General features: G+C 53.8%; 23 protein-coding genes and 1 pseudogene. 9 read left to right on the forward strand and 15 right to left on the reverse strand.

Annotated features, from left to right (window positions below; translation table 11 throughout):
- Nucleotides 1-31 precede the first annotated feature (31 nt).
- Genes F384_RS21105 through F384_RS21120 form a run of 4 tightly spaced genes read right to left on the reverse strand, consistent with a single transcriptional unit; the run spans nucleotide 32 to nucleotide 4739 of the window.
- Entirely contained in the window at nucleotides 32-1777 is a 1746-nt protein-coding gene (locus tag F384_RS21105; RefSeq protein WP_046493161.1) for a putative frv operon regulatory protein, read from the reverse strand.
- Nucleotides 1777-2847: an aminopeptidase gene (locus tag F384_RS21110; RefSeq protein ID WP_046493163.1), complete on the reverse strand. Its 1071-nt coding sequence runs from the start codon at nucleotides 2845-2847 to the stop codon at nucleotides 1777-1779. Before F384_RS21110 ends, F384_RS21105 begins: the two co-directional genes overlap by 1 nt.
- Nucleotides 2837-4282 (reverse strand): PTS fructose-like transporter subunit IIBC, encoded by a 1446-nt coding sequence (locus tag F384_RS21115; RefSeq protein WP_046493166.1) that lies wholly within the window; start codon nucleotides 4280-4282, stop codon nucleotides 2837-2839. Before F384_RS21115 ends, F384_RS21110 begins: the two co-directional genes overlap by 11 nt.
- Nucleotides 4283-4292: 10 nt before the next feature.
- Nucleotides 4293-4739 carry a PTS fructose transporter subunit IIA gene (locus tag F384_RS21120; RefSeq protein WP_046493168.1) on the reverse strand — a complete coding sequence of 149 codons (447 nt, stop codon included), beginning with the start codon at nucleotides 4737-4739 and terminating at the stop codon, nucleotides 4293-4295.
- Between the two features lie 482 nt (nucleotides 4740-5221).
- Between F384_RS21120 and F384_RS21125 the strand changes: the two genes are divergently transcribed.
- The 7 genes from F384_RS21125 to F384_RS21155 are packed head-to-tail and all read left to right on the forward strand — an operon-like array spanning nucleotide 5222 to nucleotide 10073.
- The gene (locus F384_RS21125) at nucleotides 5222-6202 is read left to right on the forward strand and encodes a 6-phosphofructokinase (RefSeq protein ID WP_046493170.1); all 981 of its coding nucleotides are present in this window, start codon (nucleotides 5222-5224) and stop codon (nucleotides 6200-6202) included.
- A gap of 11 nt (nucleotides 6203-6213) precedes the next feature.
- Complete coding sequence (locus F384_RS21130) at nucleotides 6214-6528, forward strand: PTS sugar transporter subunit IIB (protein ID WP_042325486.1); 315 nt, start codon at nucleotides 6214-6216, stop codon at nucleotides 6526-6528.
- Complete coding sequence (locus F384_RS21135; protein ID WP_046493173.1) at nucleotides 6521-7888, forward strand: PTS sugar transporter subunit IIC; 1368 nt, start codon at nucleotides 6521-6523, stop codon at nucleotides 7886-7888. Before F384_RS21130 ends, F384_RS21135 begins: the two co-directional genes overlap by 8 nt.
- Nucleotides 7875-8717 (forward strand): class II fructose-bisphosphate aldolase, encoded by an 843-nt coding sequence (locus F384_RS21140; RefSeq protein ID WP_046493175.1) that lies wholly within the window; start codon nucleotides 7875-7877, stop codon nucleotides 8715-8717. The genes F384_RS21135 and F384_RS21140 overlap by 14 nt, the downstream gene beginning before the upstream one ends.
- Before the next feature lie 59 nt (nucleotides 8718-8776).
- A complete protein-coding gene (locus F384_RS21145) occupies nucleotides 8777-9046 on the forward strand; it encodes a hypothetical protein (protein ID WP_046493177.1) in 270 nt (89 codons plus the stop codon).
- 32 nt (nucleotides 9047-9078) lie between these two features.
- A complete protein-coding gene (locus F384_RS21150; RefSeq protein ID WP_046493179.1) occupies nucleotides 9079-9516 on the forward strand; it encodes a PTS sugar transporter subunit IIA in 438 nt (145 codons plus the stop codon).
- Nucleotides 9513-10073 carry an AAA family ATPase gene (locus F384_RS21155; RefSeq protein WP_046493181.1) on the forward strand — a complete coding sequence of 187 codons (561 nt, stop codon included), beginning with the start codon at nucleotides 9513-9515 and terminating at the stop codon, nucleotides 10071-10073. The genes F384_RS21150 and F384_RS21155 overlap by 4 nt, the downstream gene beginning before the upstream one ends.
- Before the next feature lie 45 nt (nucleotides 10074-10118).
- Here the strand turns inward: F384_RS21155 and F384_RS21160 are convergent, their stop codons facing one another.
- Nucleotides 10119-10442: an AzlD domain-containing protein gene (locus F384_RS21160; RefSeq protein ID WP_046493183.1), complete on the reverse strand. Its 324-nt coding sequence runs from the start codon at nucleotides 10440-10442 to the stop codon at nucleotides 10119-10121.
- On the reverse strand, nucleotides 10442-11101 hold the full coding sequence (locus F384_RS21165; protein ID WP_046493185.1) for an AzlC family ABC transporter permease: 660 nt from the start codon (nucleotides 11099-11101) through the stop codon (nucleotides 10442-10444). Before F384_RS21165 ends, F384_RS21160 begins: the two co-directional genes overlap by 1 nt.
- Nucleotides 11102-11199: 98 nt before the next feature.
- Between F384_RS21165 and F384_RS21170 the strand changes: the two are divergent.
- Together F384_RS21170 and F384_RS21175 are read left to right on the forward strand one after the other, a co-directional pair.
- Nucleotides 11200-11745: pseudogene (locus tag F384_RS21170) on the forward strand (helix-turn-helix domain-containing protein); the annotation flags it as partial.
- 340 nt (nucleotides 11746-12085) lie between these two features.
- Entirely contained in the window at nucleotides 12086-13477 is a 1392-nt protein-coding gene (locus F384_RS21175) for a carbohydrate porin (RefSeq protein WP_046493187.1), read from the forward strand.
- Nucleotides 13478-13519: 42 nt separating this feature from the next.
- On the opposite strand, the gene rhaM is transcribed toward F384_RS21175, so the two are convergent.
- The 9 genes from rhaM to rhaB form a co-directional block, all read right to left on the reverse strand.
- Complete coding sequence (rhaM, locus tag F384_RS21180) at nucleotides 13520-13834, reverse strand: L-rhamnose mutarotase (RefSeq protein WP_046493188.1); 315 nt, start codon at nucleotides 13832-13834, stop codon at nucleotides 13520-13522.
- Entirely contained in the window at nucleotides 13831-14979 is a 1149-nt protein-coding gene (gene fucO, locus F384_RS21185) for a lactaldehyde reductase (RefSeq protein WP_046493191.1), read from the reverse strand. The genes rhaM and fucO overlap by 4 nt, the downstream gene beginning before the upstream one ends.
- A gap of 60 nt (nucleotides 14980-15039) precedes the next feature.
- Nucleotides 15040-16044: an ABC transporter permease gene (locus F384_RS21190; protein ID WP_046493192.1), complete on the reverse strand. Its 1005-nt coding sequence runs from the start codon at nucleotides 16042-16044 to the stop codon at nucleotides 15040-15042.
- Entirely contained in the window at nucleotides 16041-17045 is a 1005-nt protein-coding gene (locus tag F384_RS21195) for an ABC transporter permease (protein WP_046493194.1), read from the reverse strand. The genes F384_RS21190 and F384_RS21195 overlap by 4 nt, the downstream gene beginning before the upstream one ends.
- Complete coding sequence (locus tag F384_RS21200; protein WP_046493197.1) at nucleotides 17045-18550, reverse strand: sugar ABC transporter ATP-binding protein; 1506 nt, start codon at nucleotides 18548-18550, stop codon at nucleotides 17045-17047. The genes F384_RS21195 and F384_RS21200 overlap by 1 nt, the downstream gene beginning before the upstream one ends.
- Nucleotides 18551-18669: 119 nt before the next feature.
- Nucleotides 18670-19656: a rhamnose ABC transporter substrate-binding protein gene (gene rhaS, locus F384_RS21205; protein ID WP_046493201.1), complete on the reverse strand. Its 987-nt coding sequence runs from the start codon at nucleotides 19654-19656 to the stop codon at nucleotides 18670-18672.
- A gap of 99 nt (nucleotides 19657-19755) precedes the next feature.
- Nucleotides 19756-20583: a rhamnulose-1-phosphate aldolase gene (gene rhaD, locus F384_RS21210; RefSeq protein ID WP_046493205.1), complete on the reverse strand. Its 828-nt coding sequence runs from the start codon at nucleotides 20581-20583 to the stop codon at nucleotides 19756-19758.
- A gap of 210 nt (nucleotides 20584-20793) precedes the next feature.
- On the reverse strand, nucleotides 20794-22053 hold the full coding sequence (rhaA, locus tag F384_RS21215; protein ID WP_046493208.1) for an L-rhamnose isomerase: 1260 nt from the start codon (nucleotides 22051-22053) through the stop codon (nucleotides 20794-20796).
- A complete protein-coding gene (rhaB, locus tag F384_RS21220) occupies nucleotides 22050-23519 on the reverse strand; it encodes a rhamnulokinase (RefSeq protein WP_046493211.1) in 1470 nt (489 codons plus the stop codon). The genes rhaA and rhaB overlap by 4 nt, the downstream gene beginning before the upstream one ends.
- Between the last annotated feature and the right edge of the window lie 247 nt (nucleotides 23520-23766).

Here is a 23766-nt window from a genome sequence, read left to right on the forward strand (position 1 = left end):
CGCCCCAGAGGCGCTTTTTTCGTTTCTGCGTTTACTGTTTTAGTAGTCCAATAAATGACTTATATCCCTTTAACCCGCAAATGGTTTCAGCAGGATGACTGCATAGCACGCTGGCCAGATAGCTGAAGATTTTTAGTTCATGACGCGCATCGGCGGCGGCGCAGGCGATCAGCACATGGTTCACGGGGTCATTATTGACCAGAACAGCGTGTTCGAGGGTAATAAAGAATCCGCGAAAACGGCGCTTTTGTTCGCTCCAGCAATGGGGGATTGCCAGATGATTGACTATCAGGTTTTCACCTTCGCCTTCTCGAGCGCAGATACGTTGCGCCTCATCGTCGGTAATCTGGTCTTGTGCCACAAGTCGGGTACAAATCTGGCGGATGATGTTGAGCCAGCCTTCGTCGGGGGTATTGGCATAGTGGAAACTGCCTGATTCAGAAAAGAAACGTTCCGGCTGCTGGCAAATAAACGCGGTGGCGAGAAAGCTTTTGATTTGTTCAGTGCCAGCGGAAGAAATGATGTTTTTGATGGTCAGGACATTTTTTAATGAATCATCCAGAAGGTAATGGCTGTTATTAACGATCAGCAGCGGTTCCACCTCCTGACATATTGAGATCACATCACCGGGAGTTCGCGCAATGATGACCCGGCAATTCAATACGTCACGCTCAATAGCCTGCTGGTTAATGGTGGCAATGGCGTTTTGATCGGATAACAAAATGATGGGCTGACGTTCATTTTGATGCCGCTCCAGCGCACAGGCAAAGTAGAGCCCAATCAGATCGCTGTCGAATAACGGGATAGCCAATTGCTCACGCAGCAGCGCAATGAAACGCAGGCTCATGTCGAACGCGGCGGGCCAGGCGGCTTTCAGGTTATTCATGCTGCTCTGGCGATGTTCCGGAACCCAGATCGGGGCCGAAACGCATCTGCGCAGGTGACCGGTAATATTATCAACCAGTTGCGTATCAATGATGTTCAACGCGGCAACGCCGGGCACACGTTGCAGCAAAGAAACCACCGTTTCGGCAGATATGGTCATTGCCTGTTGTTGCTGTGTTTCCAGCAGTCCGAACAGCGTGTTGAACGCGTTCTCGCCGAGATAGATCCCGCTCTGCTCCACGATATTTTTTAGCAACGTATGCCGACATTCCGGCCATGTGCGGGTGAGCTGATTACGTAGCGCATAGACCGCCAGTACCAGACTCGCAAGATATTCTCCCGACATCAGCGCAAACGCATCAAGACGTTCGCAGGCGGCGTTGAGTCGTTCCACATTGTCTCGCGTCACGCCAGGGAGCGGAATTAACAGCGGATCTTTTTTGAGTAGGTTCGCCAACAGAACAACGCGTTTTTCTTCAGGCTCATCAATAAAATGGCCAACGCCCGGGCGACTGGAAAGGCAAAATGCACGTTCATAGCGCTGCTTCAGACGCGACAGACGATCGGCAACCCAGGTTTCCGGCAGGTTAAGCGCAGCCGCTAACTGTACGCGGGGAGTAAAAGGATTCAACAGCAGGAGCGCCAGCAACCGGTCATCATTATCATGGCGTTGCAGAAGCTGGAAAAAGCTGCGCCTGTCGATGATCTCCAGTTGATAGCTTGCGTTACCGCCAGGCTGAATGCGGGCCTTACCGCTGAGCGTAAAGTTGATGTAATCAATATCGCGCAGGATGGTTCTGCCCGAAACGCCAGTTTGCCGCGCCAGCGCGTTTAGCGAGCAGGGCTGTTGTTCAAGAAGGTCGACGAGCGTTAACTGGCGTTCACTGAGCATCAGTTCACCTGACGAAAATCGGTAAATGCGTTGACCTTATCCGCGGTCAACGACGTCAGCAGTTCGCGCACCAGCGTAAACAGGGCGTCATAGTCCTTCGCGGAAATCATGCCGCTGTTAGCGTGAAGGTAACGGGTAGGCAAACAGAGCGCCGCGACCGGGCGACCTCCGCCCATCACGTTATAGCGCCCGCCGTCCGTTGCCCCGGTTTTCATGGTGCAAAACTGCACCGGAACAGCGCTACCTTCCGCACACGCTTTTAACGCAGCGACCAGTTGCTGATTGGGGAAGTAACGTTTATCAAACAGCATCAGGCCTGGCCCTGCGCCCAGTTTCAAGGGGTATTTAATGTTGTCGATGCCGGGCACATCGCCTGCGACTGCCGTATCCAGCACGATAACCAGATCAGGTTTGATATGTTCTGCTGAGGTTTGCGCCCCGCGCAGTCCAACTTCTTCTTCCACGCTGCCGACGCCGTAAAGCGTAATGTCGGGGTTATTCACCGTCTGTAACAGTTCTGTCATTAGCGCACAGCCGACGCGGTTATCCAGCGCTTTACCAACGATTTTGTCGTCACCCCAGCGGGCAAAGTTCGCTTCCGGGCTAATGAAATCACCCATGGCGATGCCGCGTTTTTCCACCTCTTCGCGGCTGCTCGCGCCAATATCGATAAACATCTCGTCAAAGGTCAGCGGCTGCTGCTTTTGCTTTTCCGTTAGCGCATGCGGCGCGACGGAACCGATGATTCCGGGGATTTTAACGCCCTTGCGCGTGCGAACGGCGACCCGATGGTTGAGCATTGACTGATTCCACCAACCGCCGATGGTGGTGAAACGCAGAAAACCATTATCGTCGATATGCGTGACCATAAAGCCAACTTCATCCATATGGCCCACCACCGCCACCTTTGGCCCGCAGTTGCCTTTGCGGGCGACAAAACTGCCGAGACCGTCAAAGGTTATTTCATCTACGTCGTGCTCCAGCGTGTTGATGAGGATATTGCGCACTTCTTGCTCATCGCCGCTGACGGCACTGGCCTCGCATAACTGCTGAAGTAACTCAATGTTCATGTGCAAGCTCCTGCTGCGCGGCTTTACGTCTGAGCCACAATCCTTTCAGGATGATGATTAACGAAATGTTCAGCGCCAGACCGATTGCCAGCACCAGATAAAAGGAACCGACCGGTGACATCAGGCCGATCAGAGGATCAAAGATACCTAATCCCGGCGCGAGGCGTTTGATTCCGAAGGCGATCACCAGCATACCGGTAATGCCGCCGGAGAGCGTATTCGCGGTAATCATCGGCAGCGGTGCGGCCAACGCGTAGGGAATCGCCGGTTCGGTAGCGACGGTGGCGCCGACCACAATCGCGCTGCTGGCGGCCGCCTTTTCTTGTTGAGTAAACAGTTTTGGCGTCAGGTAGGTGGCAATACCCGCCGCGACGGGCGGCATCAATGCGACTACGCCGACAATGGCGTACCAGTCATAGATATGTTTTTCCAGTAGCGAGAAGCAGAAGAACCATGCGGTTTTGTTGATTGGCCCTCCCATATCAAATGCCAGCATCGCCCCAACGAGGAAGGCTGCGCCTAACTTCATTGACGGTGGAATGGTATTCAGGAAGTGCAGCAGGCCACCCATGATATCTGACATCACCGGGCCGATGACGTAATACGTTAATACGCCAAACACCAGCAGAGTGACAAACGGGATCAGCATTGAGCCAAGTAGCGGCTGGAGCGCTTTGCCGAGTCGCACTTTACGAAACCACAGCACGAAATAACCGATCGCCAATCCCAGGACCACCGCACCGAGAAATCCCGCGCCGGACTGAGTGCCGAGCAGACCTTTATCGTTAGCCAGATAGCAAACCAGAAACGCCGGAGCGAAGGCGGGTTTATCGGCAATCGACCACGCGATATACGCCCCCATAATCGGGATCATAAAGGTGAAACCCAGATAGCCGATGGATTCGATAATCCAGGTAAATGACGGCGATCCTTTCGACATATCGGTATAGGGCAAGCCAAACTGTACCAGCATATTGGCGATAGCGACCAGGATACCGCCGCCGATAACAAACGGCAGGGCAGCGGAAACACCGGCCATCAGATGGCTCATTACGCTGCCCTGTTGGACATCTTGTTTACCGAGCTTCACGCCGCTATCGGCGGCAAAAAGCTGCGAATGAGACGGTAACTGCGTGAAAATCTGGTCGATGTTTTTCAGTGCCTGAGAAATGGCGATCTCATAGACTTTTTTCCCGGCGAAACGCGCCCTGTCTTCACCGCTTAAGCCTCGCCCGGTGGCTAAAATGACGTAATCAGCCGCGGCAATTTCATCCTGAGTCAGGCGGTTTTCGACGCCGCTTGCCCCCTGGGTTTCGACTTTAATGGTGTGACCGAGCGAACGCGCTTTTTGTTCCAGCGCTTCCGCGACCATGTAGGTGTGAGCAATGCCCGCAGGACAGTTGGTGATTGCCACTAAACGTAAGGATGACTCCATAGCCGCTTCCTTATGAGGTTAAGGTCTGATTTAACAGGGCAAGCACCTGACTGGCGTCACCCTGTTTCAGTTGATTGATGAAATCCTGATGGATAATTTTGCGGCATAGCGTGCCGATGATTTTGACCTGGTCCTCTTCACCGGTTTGTGGCACGCCGAGGCAGATCCAACAGTTGACGCCTTCGCCATCGCTGGCCTTCCAGTCAATACTCTGGGTTTTACGGGCAAACAGAACAAAGGGTTGCTTCACGCAGACGCTTTTTCCGTGAGGAACGGCGATGCCTGAGCCGAATCCGGTGGAATGCAGTTTTTCCCGCATCAGTAGCGTTTGCAGAAATAACGGGCGATCGGTGATATAGCCATTCTTAAACGCTATTTCCGCGAGCTGTTTGAGTATGGAATAAGGAGTATTACCCTGAATATTCAGATCAATACAGTTTTCGTTGAGTTCCGACATAGAGTGACTCCGTTAAAATCATTTTTATGATTTTAACGATGAACAGACGATGAGATGAGCGGCAATATGTCGGCGGGCAATGACATAATTCGCGCTAAGCATGAGCAGCCTTTGTGCGCAAGCCCACATTTTGACGCCTCACACCGGGAAAAATAGAGGCGTTGTGGACCTCTTCATCGTAAAAAAAAGCGATAGCTATCACATTTTTCTCTTTTTATAAAAACGATATAACCCGTTGCCGAGGGAGTCTTACTGTCGGTTTTTTCATGTTGAATTAACTCAATGATAAGTAAGGGAATTGAAAAATAATCTTTGGATTAAATTCAATTTATAAATGAGATATGCATCACAAAAAACAGCTTTATAATGAGCCTGTCAATATTAGGTGATTACGAATTTATCGGCATTATGTGATCTTCGTTGCAAATATCAGGCTTGAAGTCAGGGAAAAATGTTTCCACGGACGCTTCGGAGGAAACGCAATGAAAATGGGTATTGTCATTAGTGGTGGAGACGTTTCTGGAATAAATAATTTCATATTCCAGGTCGCCAGACTCGCGGATGCAAAAATTACGTTATTCAATGGTGGTATCCCCGGTTTACTGGAGAAAAATCACCATGACGTGACATGGCGAGATTTGGTTGATTTTTCTATCGCGGCGATACCTGTCATTACCTCAGGAAGAACCACCCGGAAGTTGCAGCGTAGCGAGTATGAAACGATCGCCAGAAAACTCAAGTCGTTGCACATTGATGTGCTGATTATGGCGGGCGGCGACGGCAGTTTACAGTTTCTCAATACCCTGAGCGAGTTTGATATTAATTGTTTTGGCGTAGGGATGACTATCGATAATGATGTTTATGGCAGCCATTATACGATTGGTTTTTCGACCGCCTGCGAACAGATTATTAAGGAGGTTTCGCGTTTAAGAAATACGGGCAGAGCGCTACCCGGTCGCGTGTTTATGGTGGAATTGTTGGGCGGATATTGTGGCGAATTAACACTGCAATCAGCCATTAAATGCAATGCGGATATTGCCCTGATCCCGGAATCCCAGATGCCGCTTGAAACCTTAGCGCAGCGGGTGAAGCAGAAACTGTCTGTCCAGAACAGCGTGATTATTCTGTGCTCCGAAGGCTACACCCGAGAATATTCTCCCGGCTTTCAGGGAGCGATTGACACAATGATTAAGCAACTCGAACCGCGTATTGGCGAGCGAATTCGTAAAACGATAGTCGGTTACGGTTTACGTAATGGCGATCCGACCTGTGAAGAAATTTATCAGGGCACCATTATGGCGAGCGAAGTGGTTCGGTGCATCCTGTCAGGGATGAAAAATAAAGCGATTATTATAAATCAAAGCAATAAACCTATTCCGATTGATCTCGTAAGTATGAAAAAACGTCTGGTTGATACAGAAGGACATCATTACAAACTTGCCAAACAACTCAATATTATTTGAGGAGACCTTACATGCTTAAAATTCTTTGCGTATGTGGCTGCGGCCTCGGTTCAAGTTTTGCTATTGAAATGACGGCGAAAGCGGTTTTAAAGAAACTGGAAATTCCTGCTCATATCGAACATACCACGGTATCCGAAGCAGGGGCATTTAAATCCGACATGATCCTGACGCAAAAAACCTTTGCTGACATCTTAACGGCTGACGCCAGCGAAGAAGAAATTAAACGGGTCGTGGTACTGAATAAGCTCACAGACAAAGACGAAATTGAAGCCAAGATCGTCGCGTTTTTAAAAGAGCGGAATCTGAAGGTAGCCCATTATGAATAGCTTCGTTGAATTCATCGTTAAAGATTTGCTCGGTCAGGCGTCGATATTAATCGCGTTTATTGCGATGCTCGGGCTTATCCTGCAAAAGAAATCGCCGGGAAAAACCGCAGAAGGCACGTTTAAAACGTTGCTCGGTTTTTTAATCATGATGGCCGGGATCAACATTATTGTCGCCACACTGACCTTCCTGAACGATATTTTTACTCAGGGATTTGGCATGAAGGGCTACATTACCGATGTGGCCGCCATTGCCGGATTAGCCAACCGCGAGCTGGGCTCGGAAGTAGCGTTAACCCTGATGGTGATTTTTGCCGTTAACATCATCATCGCGCGTCTGACGCCGCTGAAATACATCTTCCTGACCGGACAGGCGTTATTGTGGATGGCGACCATTGGCGCGGTCATTGGTTATAAATCGGGTCTGACCGGACTGCCGCTGATTCTGACCGGCGGTATTTTTGGCGGCATCATGGCGGTTCTGATGCCTGCGCTGGCGCAACCGGTGGTCAGACGTATCACCGGCTCGGATGATGTGGCGCTGGGACACTTTTGCACCATTGGCTACCTGGTACAGGCGGCGGTGGCTAAAGTGGTGGGCAAAGGGTCTCGCTCCACGGAAGACCTCGAATTACCTGATAACTTCAAGTTCTTGCAGGATACTTACCTTGCAATGGCGGTCGTGATGGTACCGATGTACCTCATTCCGGCGCTGGCGGCGGGTCCGGAATATATTGCCCAGTTCTCCGGCGGCGTTAACTACCTGATGTATGCCTTTATGCAGTCCATTCAGTTTGTGGCCGGTGTCTTCGTGCTTTACAGCGGCGTGCGTTTATTGCTCAACGAACTGGTTCCGGCGTTTCGCGGTATCGCCATGCGTATCGTCCCGGATGCCAAGCCGGCGCTGGATTGCCCGGTTCTGTTCCCTTATGCGCCCAACGCGGTGATTGTTGGATTCCTGGCGACAACCGTTGGTTCCATCATCGGCATGCTGGTGTTCCCGATGTTTGGTCTGGCGATGATTCTGCCGGGTCTGCTGACCAACTTCTTTGCTGGCGGGACGGCGGGGGTCTTTGGCAATGCGCTGGGCGGTCGTCGCGGGGCGATGATCGGCGGCGTGGTTCACGGTCTGTTCATCACCTTCTTGCCTGCGATTCTGGTGCCGATGCTGGAAACCTACGGTTTCACCGGCGTCACATTCAGCGATTCAGACGTCATCAGCTCTGGTCTCGTCCTGGGCCACGCCTTCCAGAATAACTGGCTCTTTGTTGCATTGTTCATTGTTTTTGTTGCCGCACTGGCATGGTTCGTAAACGGTAAATCCACTAAGCCAAAAGGGGAAAATGTTCATGAGTCTGTATAACTTCAACGAGATCCTTAAAATCGGCCAGGAAAGAAATTTCAAAGCGATTGGATCTTTTAATCTGCACTGTATTGAAATGCTGCCCGCGTTTTTTAAAGCGGCGCAAAAAACGAATAGCCCGTTAATGATTCAGATTTCAACCGGGACGGCAGAATATCTGGGCTATCGCCTGTTAGTGGATGCGGTACGTTCGCTGGCGGAGAGCGAGGATGTCCCGACCTGCCTGCATCTGGATCACTGTTCTGATATCAGCGCCATTGAGACGGCGATGAACGCCGGATTCTCCTCGGTCATGTATGACGGTTCGCACCTGGGGCTGGAAGAGAATATCGGTAATACCCGCATCGTGGTGGAGATGGCGCGGCCACGAAATATTACGGTAGAAGGCGAGCTCGGGGCTATTGGCGGCTCAGAAGATGGTAAAGCGGTGGCGGCGGAAGATATCTGCTTTACGACGGTAGAAGATGCCAAACGCTTTGTTGATGAAACGCAGGTCGACATGCTGGCGGTGTCGGTGGGCACGGTGCACGGTCTGTATACCGGCAAGGCGCAGATTCAACATCAGCGGCTGAAAGAGATCAGCGCCGCGACCGCTGTTCCATTGGTATTACACGGTGGGACGGGGGTGAGCGATGACGATATGCGCCTGGCGGTCACCGAAGGCATTAATAAAGTGAATGTCGGCACGGAAATGAACGTGCAATGGGTCGACCAGTGTAAAAATACCTTTGAGAAAGGCAAGGTGAATGACAGCGTACGTAAGTTTTTAATTCCGGCAAACAATGCGGTAACCCAGGTATTAATGGAAAAGATCGCGTTATTTAAATAACTCCGTTATTAATAAATGATATTTTGTTGCCCTGTTGTCCATCAGGGCGGGGGATCGCTATGTTTGAATCTTTGAAATCGTTATGGAAAAAAGAAACACGCCCGCCGGAAGAATATGATGAGCAATCCCGTGTTCTGGCGGCAGAAATCGCCAGACTGGAAGGTGAACTGCAGGGCAACCCCGGTAATGGCGAAATACAGAAAGCATTAATGCTTACCTATAACCGGGCGCTGTCGGTTTATGCCAAAAGCCAAACGCACCGACAGGAAATTGATTCGCTTTTTGTACGTATAGATGCGTTACGTAATGTTATTCGCCGGAATATTTAGAGCCATATTCATTAAGCTCTTAGGGAGTCGTTATGACGATAAAAGAATTACTTATCGAGGCCGATGCCATTCAGGTTGGTGTAGCGGAAACGGACTGGCAGAAGGTGATTCAACTGGCGGCCAGTCCATTGGTTGCAAAAGGGTATATTTCAGCGGAATACGGTCAGGCGGTTATCGACAACACCCTCAGTCATGGGGCGTATTATGTGTTTGATGAAGGTGTCGCGATCCCCCATGCCCGTCCAGAGTGTGGGGTGAAGCGCAACTGTTTTAGCATGGTGCTACTGGATAAGCCCATTCAGTTTGCCGACAGTGAAGCCGCCGATATTGTCATTATGTTTGGCGCGCAGGACAGTAATGCGCATATCGAAGAGGGCATTCGCGCCATCATCGCGTTACTCGATAACGATGAACGCATGGCGAAGCTGCGGGCGGCAAGTTCCCGGGAAGAGGTGGTCGCGCTGCTATGAAACGACACCTCTCGCCAGACTGTAAAACAGTCATTTTAATCAACGGGATCCCCGCTTCAGGTAAGAGTACGATTACCCGTCAGCTCTCCGAAACATTCAGTCTGCCGCTGCTGACGATTGATGGGATCAAAGAGCCGTTTATGGCGCGCTTTACGGATATTGACCGGCCTTTCAACCGGCAGTTGGGCTGTGCGGCCTATGAAGTGATCTGGTCGATTATCGGTCACTCACCGGCGAGCGTCGTCTGGCTGGTGGACGCCTGGTTTGGTTTTCAGCCTCGCGAGACGTTGCAGCAGCTATTGCAGCAGGCGGGCGTTGAGAAGGTGGTTGAGGTGTGGAACCACATTACGCCCGAGTTGGCGGTGGCACGCTATGCCACCCGGTTACAGGCCCGTAAGCCGGGTCATCCTGGCGAGGAGTATCTGCCTGAACTGGCGCAACTGGCAGAACGCGCCGGTCCGATGCGGCTCGGGCCGGTATTAACAGTAGACCAGGCGCAAACGCTGGATATTGACTCCGTTATCGCCTGGATAGACGAACAGATAGCGAAAACCTGAACGACAAATTGTTGTTAACACGTGAAGGCGCCCGCGGGCGCTTTTTTAGTGTATCCCCGTCATCCGCAACAATGCCGTGACCACGGCAGCGGCGATAATCACCACAATCAATGGCATTTTTCGCCAGGCGAGGAAGACCGCGAAGGCGACGCCGAGGACGCGCGCCATGCCGGCAAAGTGCTCGCCTTCATAAAAGGTGGTCGCCAGCGCGACGGAAAACAGCAACACGGTAGCCGCGTCGGAAAGTAATGCCTGAGAGCGCTCAGAGAGTGCCAGTCGGCTGCCGAGTTTGGCGCCGCCGAGGCGCATTAAATAGGTTCCCACCGATAAAATGGCGATGCCGACGATGAACAGCGTCATGTTGCCCATTATTTCTTCCTCGTCAGTAAACCCAGCAGGGAGAGCAGAACCGGCAGTCCGACCGGCGCAAAGGGAACGGCGGCGAGCGACACGACGGCACCGCTCAGTCCACGAATCAGCGTGGTGCGGTTTTTAAACGCCGGGACGACGAGCGCCAGCAGAATGGCCGGGAACACGGCGTCCAGCCCGATGGTTTCCGGGGCGGGCAACAGTTGCCCCACCACCGTACCCAGCAGGGTTCCCAGCGGCCACAGAATGGCGACGCCAAGGCCGCACAGCCAGTAGGCGGCTTTGCGCTGCTCCGGGGTTTTCTGCGACAGGCCGAACACCACGCTTTCATCGTTCATAATATGACAGCCGAAAAAGCTCGCCGCGCGGGTGCCGACCAGGTCGCGTACCGTCACGCCAAACGGGACATGACGGGCGTTAACCAGTAAGCCAGCAGCGGCAGCGGCGATCGGATTGCCGCCGCTGGCGACAATGCCAATAAACATAAATTCGGACGCACCTGCCAGTACGCAAATAGAAAGTACAAACGGCACCCAGACCGGGAAGCCGTAAGCCATCGCCAGTGAACCGTAGGACATCCCTACCACGCCCACGGCAAGGCAGACCAGAAATATTGCTTTTATTGTGTCTGCCTTCAGACAGGAGAAGAAGCGCGTCATGATTTAGCCATATCGAACGAATTTCCATTATAATGAACGCAACACAGGTGTTTGACAAGATGAACGATTCGTTCGATATAAAAAACATGGAGTCGTGTATGACACAACCCATCAGCGTGATTGCTAAAAGTCTGGTTCGCGAACGTCAGCGGACGGGGCTGTCTCTGGCAGAAATCGCCCGACGGGCGGGGATTGCCAAGTCGACGCTTTCCCAACTGGAAGCGGGGAATGGTAATCCTAGCCTGGAAACGCTCTGGTCGCTCTGTGTGGCGCTGGATATTCCCTTTGCACGGCTACTGGAGCCGCAGGCGCAAAAAACGCAGGTGATCCGTTGCGGTGAGGGCACAAAAGTGGTGGCCGAACAGGCGCACTATCAGGCGATTTTACTGGCCGCCTGCCCGCCAGGCGCACGGCGCGATATCTATCTGCTGTTGACCCAACCCGGAGCCGACCGTATTTCCCAGCCACATCCGTCGGGATCGATCGAACATATTATTGTGACGAAGGGAAAAGCGCTGGTCGGACTGACAGAAGCGCCAGAAGTGTTGGGCGAGGGCGACTATATTTGTTATCCCGCCGATCAGGAGCATATCTTTAAAGCGCTGGAAGCGGATACCCAGGCGATTCTGGTTGCCGAGCAGAGTTTAGCGAACCTGGAGTTTCACCGTTATGGTATGCAAAAGGCGCCGTCGAATGATTACTTTTAATTATTTTTTCTCTTAATTCATATTTAATTTTTTTATGATATTTCGTTTATTTTAGCCCTTTTGTTATATTCCTCACGAACTTAAAGCTTTCTGCGTTTACACAAAGAAAGCTGCATGTTAGTAATTATTGGCCTGTAGCGCGGTAACCATTGATTATTCTTTTTATCAATTGTTGATGCGACCAAATATAAAAATAATACATATTATTTCGTTATTCATTCTGCGTATTTCTAATAGAAATACGCTGTTCATTATTTATTTCAAAGAGCGTGAATAAATGAAGAAATCGACGCTGGCTTTAGTAATAGGTCTATTATTAGTCGCTAATAATAGTGTTGCTAAAACGCAAAAAATGACACTGGAACAACGACTCGAACTACTGGAAGCGCGACTGGAAGCGGCAGAAAATCGGGCAGCGAAAGCGGAAAATCAGGTTCAGCAATTACAGGTTCAGCAGGCAACCGAAATCCGTGAAATTAAAGCGGCTCAGGGCAACACGCCCGTAAACGGTCAGGCCACTTCGGAGGAGACGAAAAAGAATGCCGCATCACCGAATCTGCTGCTGTCCGGTTATGGCGATCTGAAAATCTATGGTGATGTGGAATTCAACATGGATGCGGAAAGTAATCATGGCCTGCTGGCAATGACCAATGCCAATGTTAATAGCGATCCGACCAACGAACAGTGGAATATTAATGGCCGAATTTTGTTGGGATTTGACGGCACGCGTAAGCTGGATAATGGTTATTACGCCGGATTCTCCGCTCAACCGTTGGGTGACATGAAGGGCATGGTGAATATTGATGATGCCGTCTTCTTCTTTGGTAAAGAGAATGACTGGAAGGTGAAGGTCGGACGCTTCGAAGCGTATGATATGTTCCCTCTCAATCAGGATACGTTTGTTGAGCACTCGGGGAATACTGCTAACGATCTGTATGACGACGGCAGCGGCTATATTTACATGATGAAAGAAGGTCGTGGTCGTTCTGATGCTGGCGGAAACTTCCTGGTCAGCAAACAGGTGGATAACTGGTACTTTGAGTTAAACACCCTGCTGGAAGACGGGACGTCGCTCTATAACGATGGCGATTTCCACGGTCGGGAAATGGATCAACAGAAAAACGTTGCCTATTTGCGTCCGGTTATTTCGTGGTCACAGGATGCGTTCTCTGTTGCTGCCGCGATGGAAGCGAACGTGGTCAATAATGCGTACGGTTACACCAACGCCAACGGTAAGTTTGTCGATCAGTCGGACCGTACCGGTTACGGTATGACGATGACGTGGAACGGTTTAAAGACCGATCCGGAAAACGGCATCGTGGTAAACCTGAATACCGCGTATCTTGATGCCAACAACGAAAAAGATTTTACTACCGGGGTGAACGCGCTGTGGAAACGTTTTGAGTTGGGCTATATCTACGCGCATAACAAGATTGATGACTTTGAAGGCGTGGTGTGTGATGACGGCTGCTGGATTAATAATGAAGGCACTTATGACATTCATACTATCCACGCGTCGTATCAATTCGCTAACGTGATGAATATGCAAAACTTCAATATCTACCTTGGTGCATATTACTCGATTCTGGATAGCGACGGGGATAACGTGAACGGTGACGATTCTGACAATCGTTACGGTGGGCGCGTCCGCTTTAAATATTATTTCTAAATGAAAGGGCCCGGTAGCGCTGATGCCTACCGGGCTCATCGGTTACTCCAGATAAAACACTTCTTTCAGCTCCGCGCTCACCGGGCTGTTATCCGGGTTCGCGGGCATGACGTCACGCATATGCTTCCACCAGCGCTGACAAACGTCAGTGCTGGCAACGGCATTCCAGCGTTCTTCGGATTCAATCTCGACGGTGGCGAACAGCAGATTGCGTTCTTTATCGAGATAAATCGCGTAATGATGCGCGCCGTGAGCCTTCAGTACTGCTTCCAGCTCCGGCCAAATGGGATTATGACGACGCTGATATTCCTCGTGCGCGTCGGCATTCACCTGCATCACGAACGCTTTGCGGATCATAACGCCTCCAGGTAAAGCTCGCGTACATCGTCACGGCTGGCGGTACGCGGGTTACACGGCGCGCAAGGGTCAGCCAGCGCTTTGTCCAGCCAGCCTTCGATATCCTCTTTGGTGACGCCGAGCTGGCTGAAACCTGCCGGAATACCGACGCGTTTACTCAGCGCGCGGATGGCGTTGATCGCTTCCTGACTCGCGGCTTCATCGCTCATACCACGGGTATCGACACCCATCGCCTGCGCGATGCGGGCAAAACGCGCCACTGCGTTCGGGCGGTTAAAGTTTTCGATAATCGGCAGCAGGATGGCGTTACAGACGCCGTGTGGCAGGTTATGCGTGGCACCCGGCTGGTGCGCCAGGGCATGAACCAGTCCCAGACCCGCGCTGTTAAACGCCATACCCGCCAGATACTGACCAAACGCCATCTGCTCGCGCGCTTCCAGGTTGTGACCATCATCGACCGCTTTCGGCAGCCACAGGTTGATCAGGCGAATGGCTTCCAGCGCATTGGCGTCGGTCAGCGGATGCGCGCCGACAGAAACATACGCTTCCACCGCGTGGGTCAGTGCATCCATACCGGTTGCCGCCGTCACGGAGGCGGGGATTTCCAGCATTACGCTGGCATCGTCCACGGCGATGTCCGGGATGATGTTCGGATCGATGATGACCTCTTTCACCTGGCGTCCGGAGTCGATGATCACCGCGTTGCTGGTCATCTCGGCGGCGGTTCCAGCGGTGGTGTTGATGGCAACCAGCGGCACGCCAGGTTTTTTCACTTTACCCACGCCGGAATAGGCGGTGGAGGGACCCGGATTGGCGGTGAGGATTTTCACGGCTTTGGCGGTATCGATCGGGCTGCCGCCGCCAAAGCCGATAATGTAATCACAGTTCGCGTTCTGATAGGCCGCGTAGCCTTTTTGTACCAGCGCTTCGGTCGGATTCGGGAATACCTCATCGAACAGGTGGTACGATATTTTGTGCTCATCCAGCGCTGCAAACAGGCTGTCGAGCAGGCCCAGCTTAACCAGTTGACCGTCGGTGACGATCAGCGCTTTACCCCATTGCTTATTTGCAACGAGGTTCACCATATCGCCAATCGCGCCCGCGCCGTGCAGACTGATTTTCGGAAGTGCCAGCATAAAACTCATGTTGTTTCTCCTTAAAGTGATGATATTTCCGGCGGCAAAACTCCATGTCGCCGGAGGGATTCAGATTCGTCGTCGTTGCAGAATTCGACGCGTCAGGATGGGCAGCGAGATAACCACAATCAGCATCGCGCCGATGATGATCGACATGACGATGCCCGGCACGTTGAGCAGACTCAGACCGAAGGTCACCAGTCCCATCAGGAATGCCGCGATAATGACGCCGGTCATACTGCCGGAACCGCCGAGAATATTGACGCCGCCCAGTACCGCCATCGTCACCACGGCCAACTCCCAACCCATCGCGATGGTGGGACGCGTACTGCCGAGCCTGGAGGTGAGCAAGACGGCGGCCAGTCCCGCCATCAGTCCGACCAGGGCGAATAAAATCAGGTTGTGGCGCTTGACGTTAATGCCGGAATACCACGCGCCCACCGGGTTATTGCCGATGGCGTAGGTGCGGCGTCCAAAATTTGTTTTGTGCAGCAGGAAGGTGAACGCTATCGCCAGCACGATAAACAGCGCGAACTCGAACGACAGCGCCCCCCAGACATAGCCCTGACCAAACCACGCAAAGCTCTGCGGCCAGGTGTTCAGCGCCTGATCGCCGAGCAAAATATAGGTTATGCCGCGATACAAGCTCATGGTGCCGATGGTGATCACGATGGACGAGAGGTTGAACCGCGTGACCAGGATACCGTTCAGCAGCCCGCACAAAAGTCCGGTTCCCAGTCCGACGCAGACCAGCAGGGGTGTATCCATTCCCGCCGCCGCGCAAAACCCCATGACTGTCGAACTGAGCGCCAGGGTTGAGGCCACCGAGAGATCGATCTCCCGGGCGATGATCAGCATCGCCATCGGCAGAACGATGATCGCTTTTTCGGTGAAGTTGAATGTTGCGTCGGAGAGATTCCAGATATTGAGGAAGTACGGCGAGGCCAGCGCATTGGCGATAAATACCGCCAGGGTGACGGCAAGCAGAAAGCCCTCCCAGCACAACAGGCGCTGCCAGACCGCGCGCGTAGCGGGGGCGCGTTCGATCGCTTCAGACGTCATCACTTTATTCATGAGTTCACCGCCTGTTTTTGCCGTACCAGCGCCGCGTTGCGCAGTATTAAACGGCCTTTCTGTTTGTTGCTGCGTTCGTTGAGCAGAACGGCAATCACGATCACCGCGCCTGAAATAGCCATCTGCCAGAAAGGTGAGATGCCAATGACGGGCAATGCGTTATTGATCACGCCAAGGAACAACGCGCCACACAGGCAGCCGAGCACGCGACCGATCCCTCCCATCGTACTGATACCCCCAATCACACAGGCTGCCACAACCTGTAACTCAAAACCGTTAGCTACATCGACATAGGCAACAGCGAATCGGGAAATCCACAGGTAGCCGCAGAAACCGGCGAGGGTACCCGACAGGCAGAAGCTGACGAACTGCATTTTCCCGGCGTTGATCCCGGTGTAATACGCCGCGGTGGCGTTACCGCCTGCGGTGTACAGCGCCCGCCCTGTGCGGCTGTAACGCAGGAAGTAGCTCACCACGATAACGGCGGCGATGGCGCACCAGCTCAGTACCGGCAGGCCAAGCAGGGCGAAACGGGGGAGGGCGAGGAAGCTGTCGCTCATCTGATGCGAGTTAATCCAGCCGCCGTTCGACAGCAAAAAGATAATGCCGCGATAAATGCTCATGGTGCCGAGCGTGACCACAATCGCCGGAATACCTAATTTCCAGACCAGCAGACCGTTGATCATCCCCATCACCAGACCGCAGGCGGTTGCCAGTAACATCAACGCCCAGACGGGGATTTCCGGATAGTGGAAGTTGAGCAGGGCGACGATCATCCCGGTGAGCGCCAGGTTGGCGGCCATCGACAGATCGATACCTTTGGTTAGTAGCACCATCATTTGCCCGAGTGCCAGGATGATAAGAATGGCGGTGTCATTGAAGATTTCGGCCAGGTTGCCGGGGGAGACAAACGACGGGACGCGGCTGCCGATGGCGGCGATCATCAGGAGGATGACCGCGGCCAGCAGGGCTTCGCGATGTTTGAGCAGACGTTGAATCATTATGCTGCCTCCTTACCGATGCCGCTGGCGGCGCTGACAATGGCCTCCGCTGTGGCTTCACCGGCGCGGTATTGTGCGACCATCAACCCTTCGTGCATGACGATAATTCTGTCCGCCATGCCCATCACTTCCGGGAGTTCTGAGGAGACCATGATCACCGCCAGCCCTTGCGCCACCAGTTCGGACATAAACTGATGCACCGCCGCCTTCGAGCCGATATCAATGCCTTTGGTCGGTTCGTCGAGAATAATCACTTCAGGATGGGTGGCGAGCCATTTGCCGATGACCACCTTTTGCTGATTGCCGCCAGAAAGCGTTTCGACCGCCTGACGCCAGCTAAAGGCTTTGACCTGCAGGCGTTTGGCGTAGCTGTCAGCCAGTTGCCACTCCCGCGCCGCATTGAGCACGCCGCGCGGATTCAGCTTACTCAACTGCGGCAGGCTGATGTTTTCGGCGATACTCATTTCAATGATCGCCCCCTGTTTTTGCCGTTCTTCCGGCACGCAGACAATACCGGCGCGAATCGCATCAGCGGGCTGATGAAAATGAATGGCCTGCCCGTTGAGGCGGATCTCGCCGTGAGAAGGCCGGGAAACGCCGGACAGTGCCTGCATCAGCTCGGTACGCCCCGCGCCCACCAGCCCGTAAAAACCGAGGATCTCCCCTTTTCTCAGGGTGAAATCAATGTGAGCAAATTCGGTGGGATGACAGAGATCTTTCACCTCCAGCACGGTCTCGCCTTTCTCACAGGCCACTTTCGGGAAGGTTTGGGTAATGGCGCGTCCCACCATCATGGCGACCATCCGCTCTTCGCTAATCTCATGGATGTCGCCGGAACTGACAAACACGCCGTCGCGCAGAATGGTGTAGTAATCCGCCAGTTCAAAGATTTCATCGAACTTGTGGGAGATAAACAGAATCGCTTTGCCTTCCTGCTTCAGGCGTTCAACGATTTGATAAAACTCCAGAATTTCGTGCTGTGACAGTGCGGCGGTCGGTTCATCGAGAATCACCACCTGGGCCTCAAAGGAGAGCGCACGGGCAATGGCCACCATGTGGCGCTGGGCGATGCTCAGGGTTTTCAGCGTGGCGCGCGGATCGATCTGCACCTCAAGCCGGGTGAGGATCGCCTGTGCCCGACGGTGCATTTCTGGCCAGTCGAGCTTTTTGAGAAGACCTTTATACAGATACTGGCCGACAAAAATATTCTCGGTCACCGACAGCTCATCGAACAGCACCGTTTCCTGATGAATGGCGGTGATGCCGATTTTATGCGCCGCTTCCGGATTCGGGAGCTGAACAGGAATCGCTTTGTAGAGGATTTCCCCCTCTTCAGGCTGATAGATGCCGGTCATCACTTTGACCAGCGTGGATTTACCCGCGCCATTTTCGCCCACCAGAGCGGTCACTTTGCCAGGCCAGAGATCGAGCTGCACATTCTCAAGGGCACGCACGCCGGGGAAGATCTTGGTGATCCCATGAAGTTGTAGTAAAGGGGTGGACATGTCAGTTCTCCTCTTCATGTAGCGTTGCCGGATGGCGCTAACGCTTATCCGGCCTACAAAACGTATCGGTACTCGCCGGCCGGATAAGCACAACGTCATCCGGCGGCGTGACCCTGGGATCAGAAGATTTTTGAGAACTTATCAATGTTGCTGGCATCGTAGACGAATGGCTTAGCCATCGCGCCATTGCCATCGGCATCCAGTTGCACTTTACCCAGTTTCCCCATATTGGCTTCGGTTTTGCTGGCAGTGCCTTTGACCAGATCGTCCGCCAGATACGTTGCCGCATAGCCCAGATCGATAGGGTTCCAGATCGCAAAGCTTTTCGTCGCGCCCGACTTCACCGCGCCCGCCATTTCAGACGGCAAACCGAGGCCGGTCACATACACTTTGCCAATTTTTCCCTGATCCTTCACCGCCTGCGCCGCAGCGACAATGCCGACGGAAGACGGGGAGACGATCACTTTCAGGTCAGGGTAAGATTTGAGCAGACCCACCGCTTCACGGTAGCTCTTGTCAGAGAGATCGTCGCCATAGGCCACGGTCACCAGGTTGACGGAGGGATACTGTGCAAGCACCTTTTTCATCTCCGCAATCCAGATATTCTGGTTGGTCGACGTTGGGGTGGCGCTCAGGATCGCCACATCGCCTTTCTCCACGTTCAGTGCTTTCAGCGCATCGGCAGCGAGCTTGACGTTGGTTTCGCCGATCAGCGCGTTATTCGACGGATTAAGATGGATCTGCCGACCCGCAGGCGCTACGCCGGAATCCCATGAGACCACTTTGATCCCGCGCTGCATCGCTTTTTTCAATACGGGCACGACGGCATCGGGATCGTTGGCAGAGATGGCGATCGCATCGACGCCCTGGGCGATCAGGCCGTTCAGCACTTCGATCTGTGCTTCTGCGGTGGTCGTGGTGGGACCGGTGTAGATCACTTTGACATCACCGATCTCTTTGGCAGCTTCTTGTGCGCCGACGTTTGCGGCTTCAAAGAATCCATTACCTAACGACTTCGCCACCAGGGCGATTTTCACTTCAGCTAAAACGGAACCGGACAACGCCAGAGCGGCAACGGTGAGGATCAAGCTTGTCTTTATTTTCATTGCTTTTACTCCACATGATGTAGATTCCCATAGGGAATGGTTTGAATTTGCAGGTGACAGAGTTCGCCCCGTCTCAGTGAGCGGGGCGCGATGTTGTTATCAATACAGTTCTAATGCACTGGCGAGCGGGGTGACGCCAAAGCGTTTACCCAGCGCAATCAGTTCCTCGCGGCTGATGGTTTGCTTCATACCGCCCATCGACAGCACTTTGACTAACACTTCGGCGGACTTCTCGGCGGTATCGATCAGCCCAAACGCTTCATCCAGCGTCGGGCCGCTGCCGAATACACCGTGGAACGGCCACAGCACCAGCGAATGTTTCTGCATTTCCTGCGCGGTGGCCTGGCCGATCTCGTCGGTGCCCGGCACCATCCACGGCAGAATGCCCACGCCATCCGGGAAGACCACCAGACACTCAGTACTGCCTTCCCACAGTTTGCGGGTGAAAAGCGCGGTACTGTTTTCCAGCACATAGGTCAGGGCGATCAGGTTGGTGGCGTGGCAGTGCATGATCACGCGATCTTTACCTTGCGTGGTCTGGATGCGCTCGCAGTGCGACAGGAAGTGTGCCGGCAACTCAGAGGTGGGCACCGCGTCGTTCGCCAGCCCCCATAGAATGTGGTAGCCCGCGCCATCGCTGTCCACTTTCACGATGCCTAAATTGGCGGCGGGATCGAGTTGTACGTTGCGGAAGAATTTACCGGAGCCAGTCACGATAAACGGCGTGTTCGCCAGCAGCGGCATTGGCTGACTCAAAGCAATGTAGCGCGGCGCACGATGGAAGTCGGCGCTGAAAGGAGCGATGTCCGCGTCGTCGAGGCGCAGCGTCAGGTTGCCGCCGTTGCGCTCATCCCAACCTTTCAGCCAGGCATCGGAGGTGGCTTTAATCATTCCCTGGACAAACCAGGCGTCGAGAATGTTTTGCATAAAAGATGTACCTGTCTTAGTAAATGCCCGATGGCGCTGCGCTTATCGGGCCTACGGTGTTGAGTGTGTCAGTAGGCCGGATAAGCGCAGCGCCATCCGGCATTCGTGTTTCATTTATTGCCGGATGGTGACGCAATGCGTCTTATCGGGCCTACGATGTTGAGTGTGTCAGTAGGCCGGATAAGCGCAGCGCCATCCGGCAATAATGTGTTAACCGCGTTTGCTCAGAATCTCTTTCTCATAGGCGCGAACGCTCTCCAGCCACTGGCTGCCTGCGGGCGTGTCATGGCGCTGACAATACATCTCCCATACCGCCTGCCACGGCAGGCATTTCTGTTCTTCCAGCAGCGCCAGACGCGCGGTGTAATCGCCGCTGGCTTCCAGTTGGCGCAGATGTTCGGTCGGTTCCAGCAGGGCACGCAGCAGCGCTTTTTTCATGTTGCGGGTGCCGATGACCCATGCCGCGATGCGGTTGATAGAGGCGTCAAAGAAGTCGAGACCGATATGGACGCGGTCGAACAGGTTGTGGCGTACGATCTCGCTGGCAATCGCCTGGGTTTCATCATCCAGCAGCACCACGTGGTCGCTGTCCCAACGCACCGGGCGGCTCACGTGCAGCAGCAGACGCGGCACGTACAGCATGGCGGCGGAGATCTTATCGGAGATCACTTCAGTAGGATGGAAGTGGCCGGCATCGAGGCACAGCGCAGTCTGGCGGCTGGTGGCGTATCCCATGTAGAACTCGTTGGAGCCGACGGTGTAGCTTTCCGCGCCGATACCAAAGAGTTTGCTTTCGACGGCGTCAATATGGTGCGCCGGGTTCAGTTTTTCGCTGATGACCTCATCCAGCGCGTCCATCAGACGCTGGCGCGGGGCCAGGCGGTCCACGGTGACATCTTTCATGCCGTCCGGGATCCAGATATTCATCACCGACGGCGTGCCCAGTTGCTCACCAAAATAAGCGGATACGCGGCGGCTGGCCTTGCAGTGATCGATCCAGAACTGGCGGATGTTGTCGTCGGCGTGCGCCAGCGTGAAACCGTCCGCGCTCAGCGGATGCGAGAAGCAGGACGGATTAAAATCCAGACCGAGTTGATGCGCTTTTGCCCACTCCACCCAGTTTTTAAAGTGCTCCGGTTTGATTTTGTCGCGGGCGACCGGGGTCGCGGATTCCAGATAGATGGCGTGCAGATTCAGGCGTTTGGGGCCAGGGATCAGGCTGAGCGCCTGTTCCAGATCGGCGCGTAGCTCAGCGGCATTGCGCGCTTTACCCGGGTAGTTGCCGGTGGCCTGAATACCGCCGGTGAGCGACCCTTCCGGGTTTTCGAAACCGGCTACGTCATCGCCCTGCCAGCAGTGCATCGAGACCGGCAGACGATCGAGCTGGCGCAGAGCCTCCTCGACATCAATACCTACTGCGGCGAAGCGTTGTTTCGCCAGTTCCCAGGCTTGTTCCAGTTGAGTGGTCATGCGCAAAGCTCCTTTGTCTGTCGTTTTGAATGAAATTGCGCGATATAGCGGGCAATCTCACTGTCAGGATTGGGGATAAACGTGGTCAGGCTGTCGTTGGCGGTGACCACCTGGCGGAAGTCATCGACGTTGGTCAGTTCATCCAGCGTCATCAGCTGGATACCGATGTTGCCGAGCGTGGAGGCTTCAACAGGGCCTGCGATGACGCGGATACCGCAGGCATCGGCGCAAAGTTGGTTCAGCAGGACGTTCTGGCAGCCCCCGCCGACAATGTGCAACTGACGGAAGGACTCGCCGCGCAGCATCGCCAGCTCCTGCAATACATCGGCGTACAGCAGCGCCAGGCTATCGAAAATACAGCGGGCCAGTTCCGCGTCGCTGTCGGGCACCGGTTGCCCGGACTCGCGGCAGGCGGCCTGAATTTCGGCGCTCATGTTGGCGGGGTTGATAAAGCGATCGTCATTCGGGTTGATCAGGAAGCGGCAAGCGGACAGTGACTGCGTGGCGGCAATCAACGCGGACAGATCGTCCACCTGACGCTCTTTCAGCACGCGCTGTAACAGCCACAGCCCCATGATATTTTTCAGTACCCGATAACGTCCTTCTGCACCGCCTTCGTTAGTGATATTCGCGGCCAGCGCGGCGTCGTTGGTGTAAGGCGTTCTGCTTTCAAAGCCCATTAACGACCAGGTGCCGGATGAGAGATACGCGCTGTGTTTGTCGGCCAGCGGCGAGGCGATCACCGCGCTGGCGGTGTCATGACTGGCGACGGCCACCACCGGGATTTGATTCTTCTGCGGGCAAATCCAGTAACCAATCACGTTGCCCGGATGCGTGGGGTGACCAAACCAGGCGTTGTCCGCCCCTGTCCACGCCAGTAGCGTCTCATCCCAGTCGTCGCTGTTGATATTCACCAGTTGCGTGGTGGTGGCATTGGTGTATTCCCAGTTCAATTCCCCGGTCAGACGAAAGCTGAAGTAGTCGGGGATCAGCAGGGCATGCGCGACGTGCGCAACCAGCTCCGGCTGTTGTTCAATCTGTGCGCGCAACTGGTAAAGCGTGTTGAACGGCAGGAACTGGATCCCGCTGCGTTGATAAATGGCGCATTTACCGAGCTGTTCCTGTGCGCGCAGCATCACTCCCGCGGTGCGGCTGTCACGGTAGGAAACCGGTAGCCCGACGCGCTGGCCTTGCTTATCGAGCAGGACATAGTCCACGCCCCAGGTATCAATACCGATGCTGTCAATGCGGATACCTTCATCGCAGACTTTTTCCAGGCCCAGGCGGATGGCGTCTTCGAGGCTGTCGAGATCCCATGTGTCGAAACCGTCCTGTTTTTGCAGGCAGTTAACGAAGCGGTGAATTTCACGCAGCGTCAGGGTGCGCTGTTCACCGTCATAGCGCGCCAGCATTACGCGTCCGCTGGAGGCACCAAGATCGACAGCGACACAATGGCGAAAAGTCATAGTGAGGTCCTTCTGAGTTTCATTAAGCCCAGTCTAGAAAACCTCGCTATGGCTCACCTTCTTGTTACTGACAGGCAAAATTGGGCGCTGGCAAGAAAGCAAAGGTGAACGTGATAACGTTCACAGTTTCCGGTAATAAGCGCGATGCCCCCTGATGTGACGCCGTCCGCATTTCCGGATCTTTCCCGTCCTTTCTTGAAAAATTGACCTTGTTTGCACGCTTTCGTGTCAAAAATTTAAGGTGAGG

The organism is Citrobacter amalonaticus Y19 (genome assembly GCF_000981805.1).
Classification (GTDB): Bacteria; Pseudomonadota; Gammaproteobacteria; order Enterobacterales; family Enterobacteriaceae; genus Citrobacter_A; species Citrobacter_A amalonaticus_C.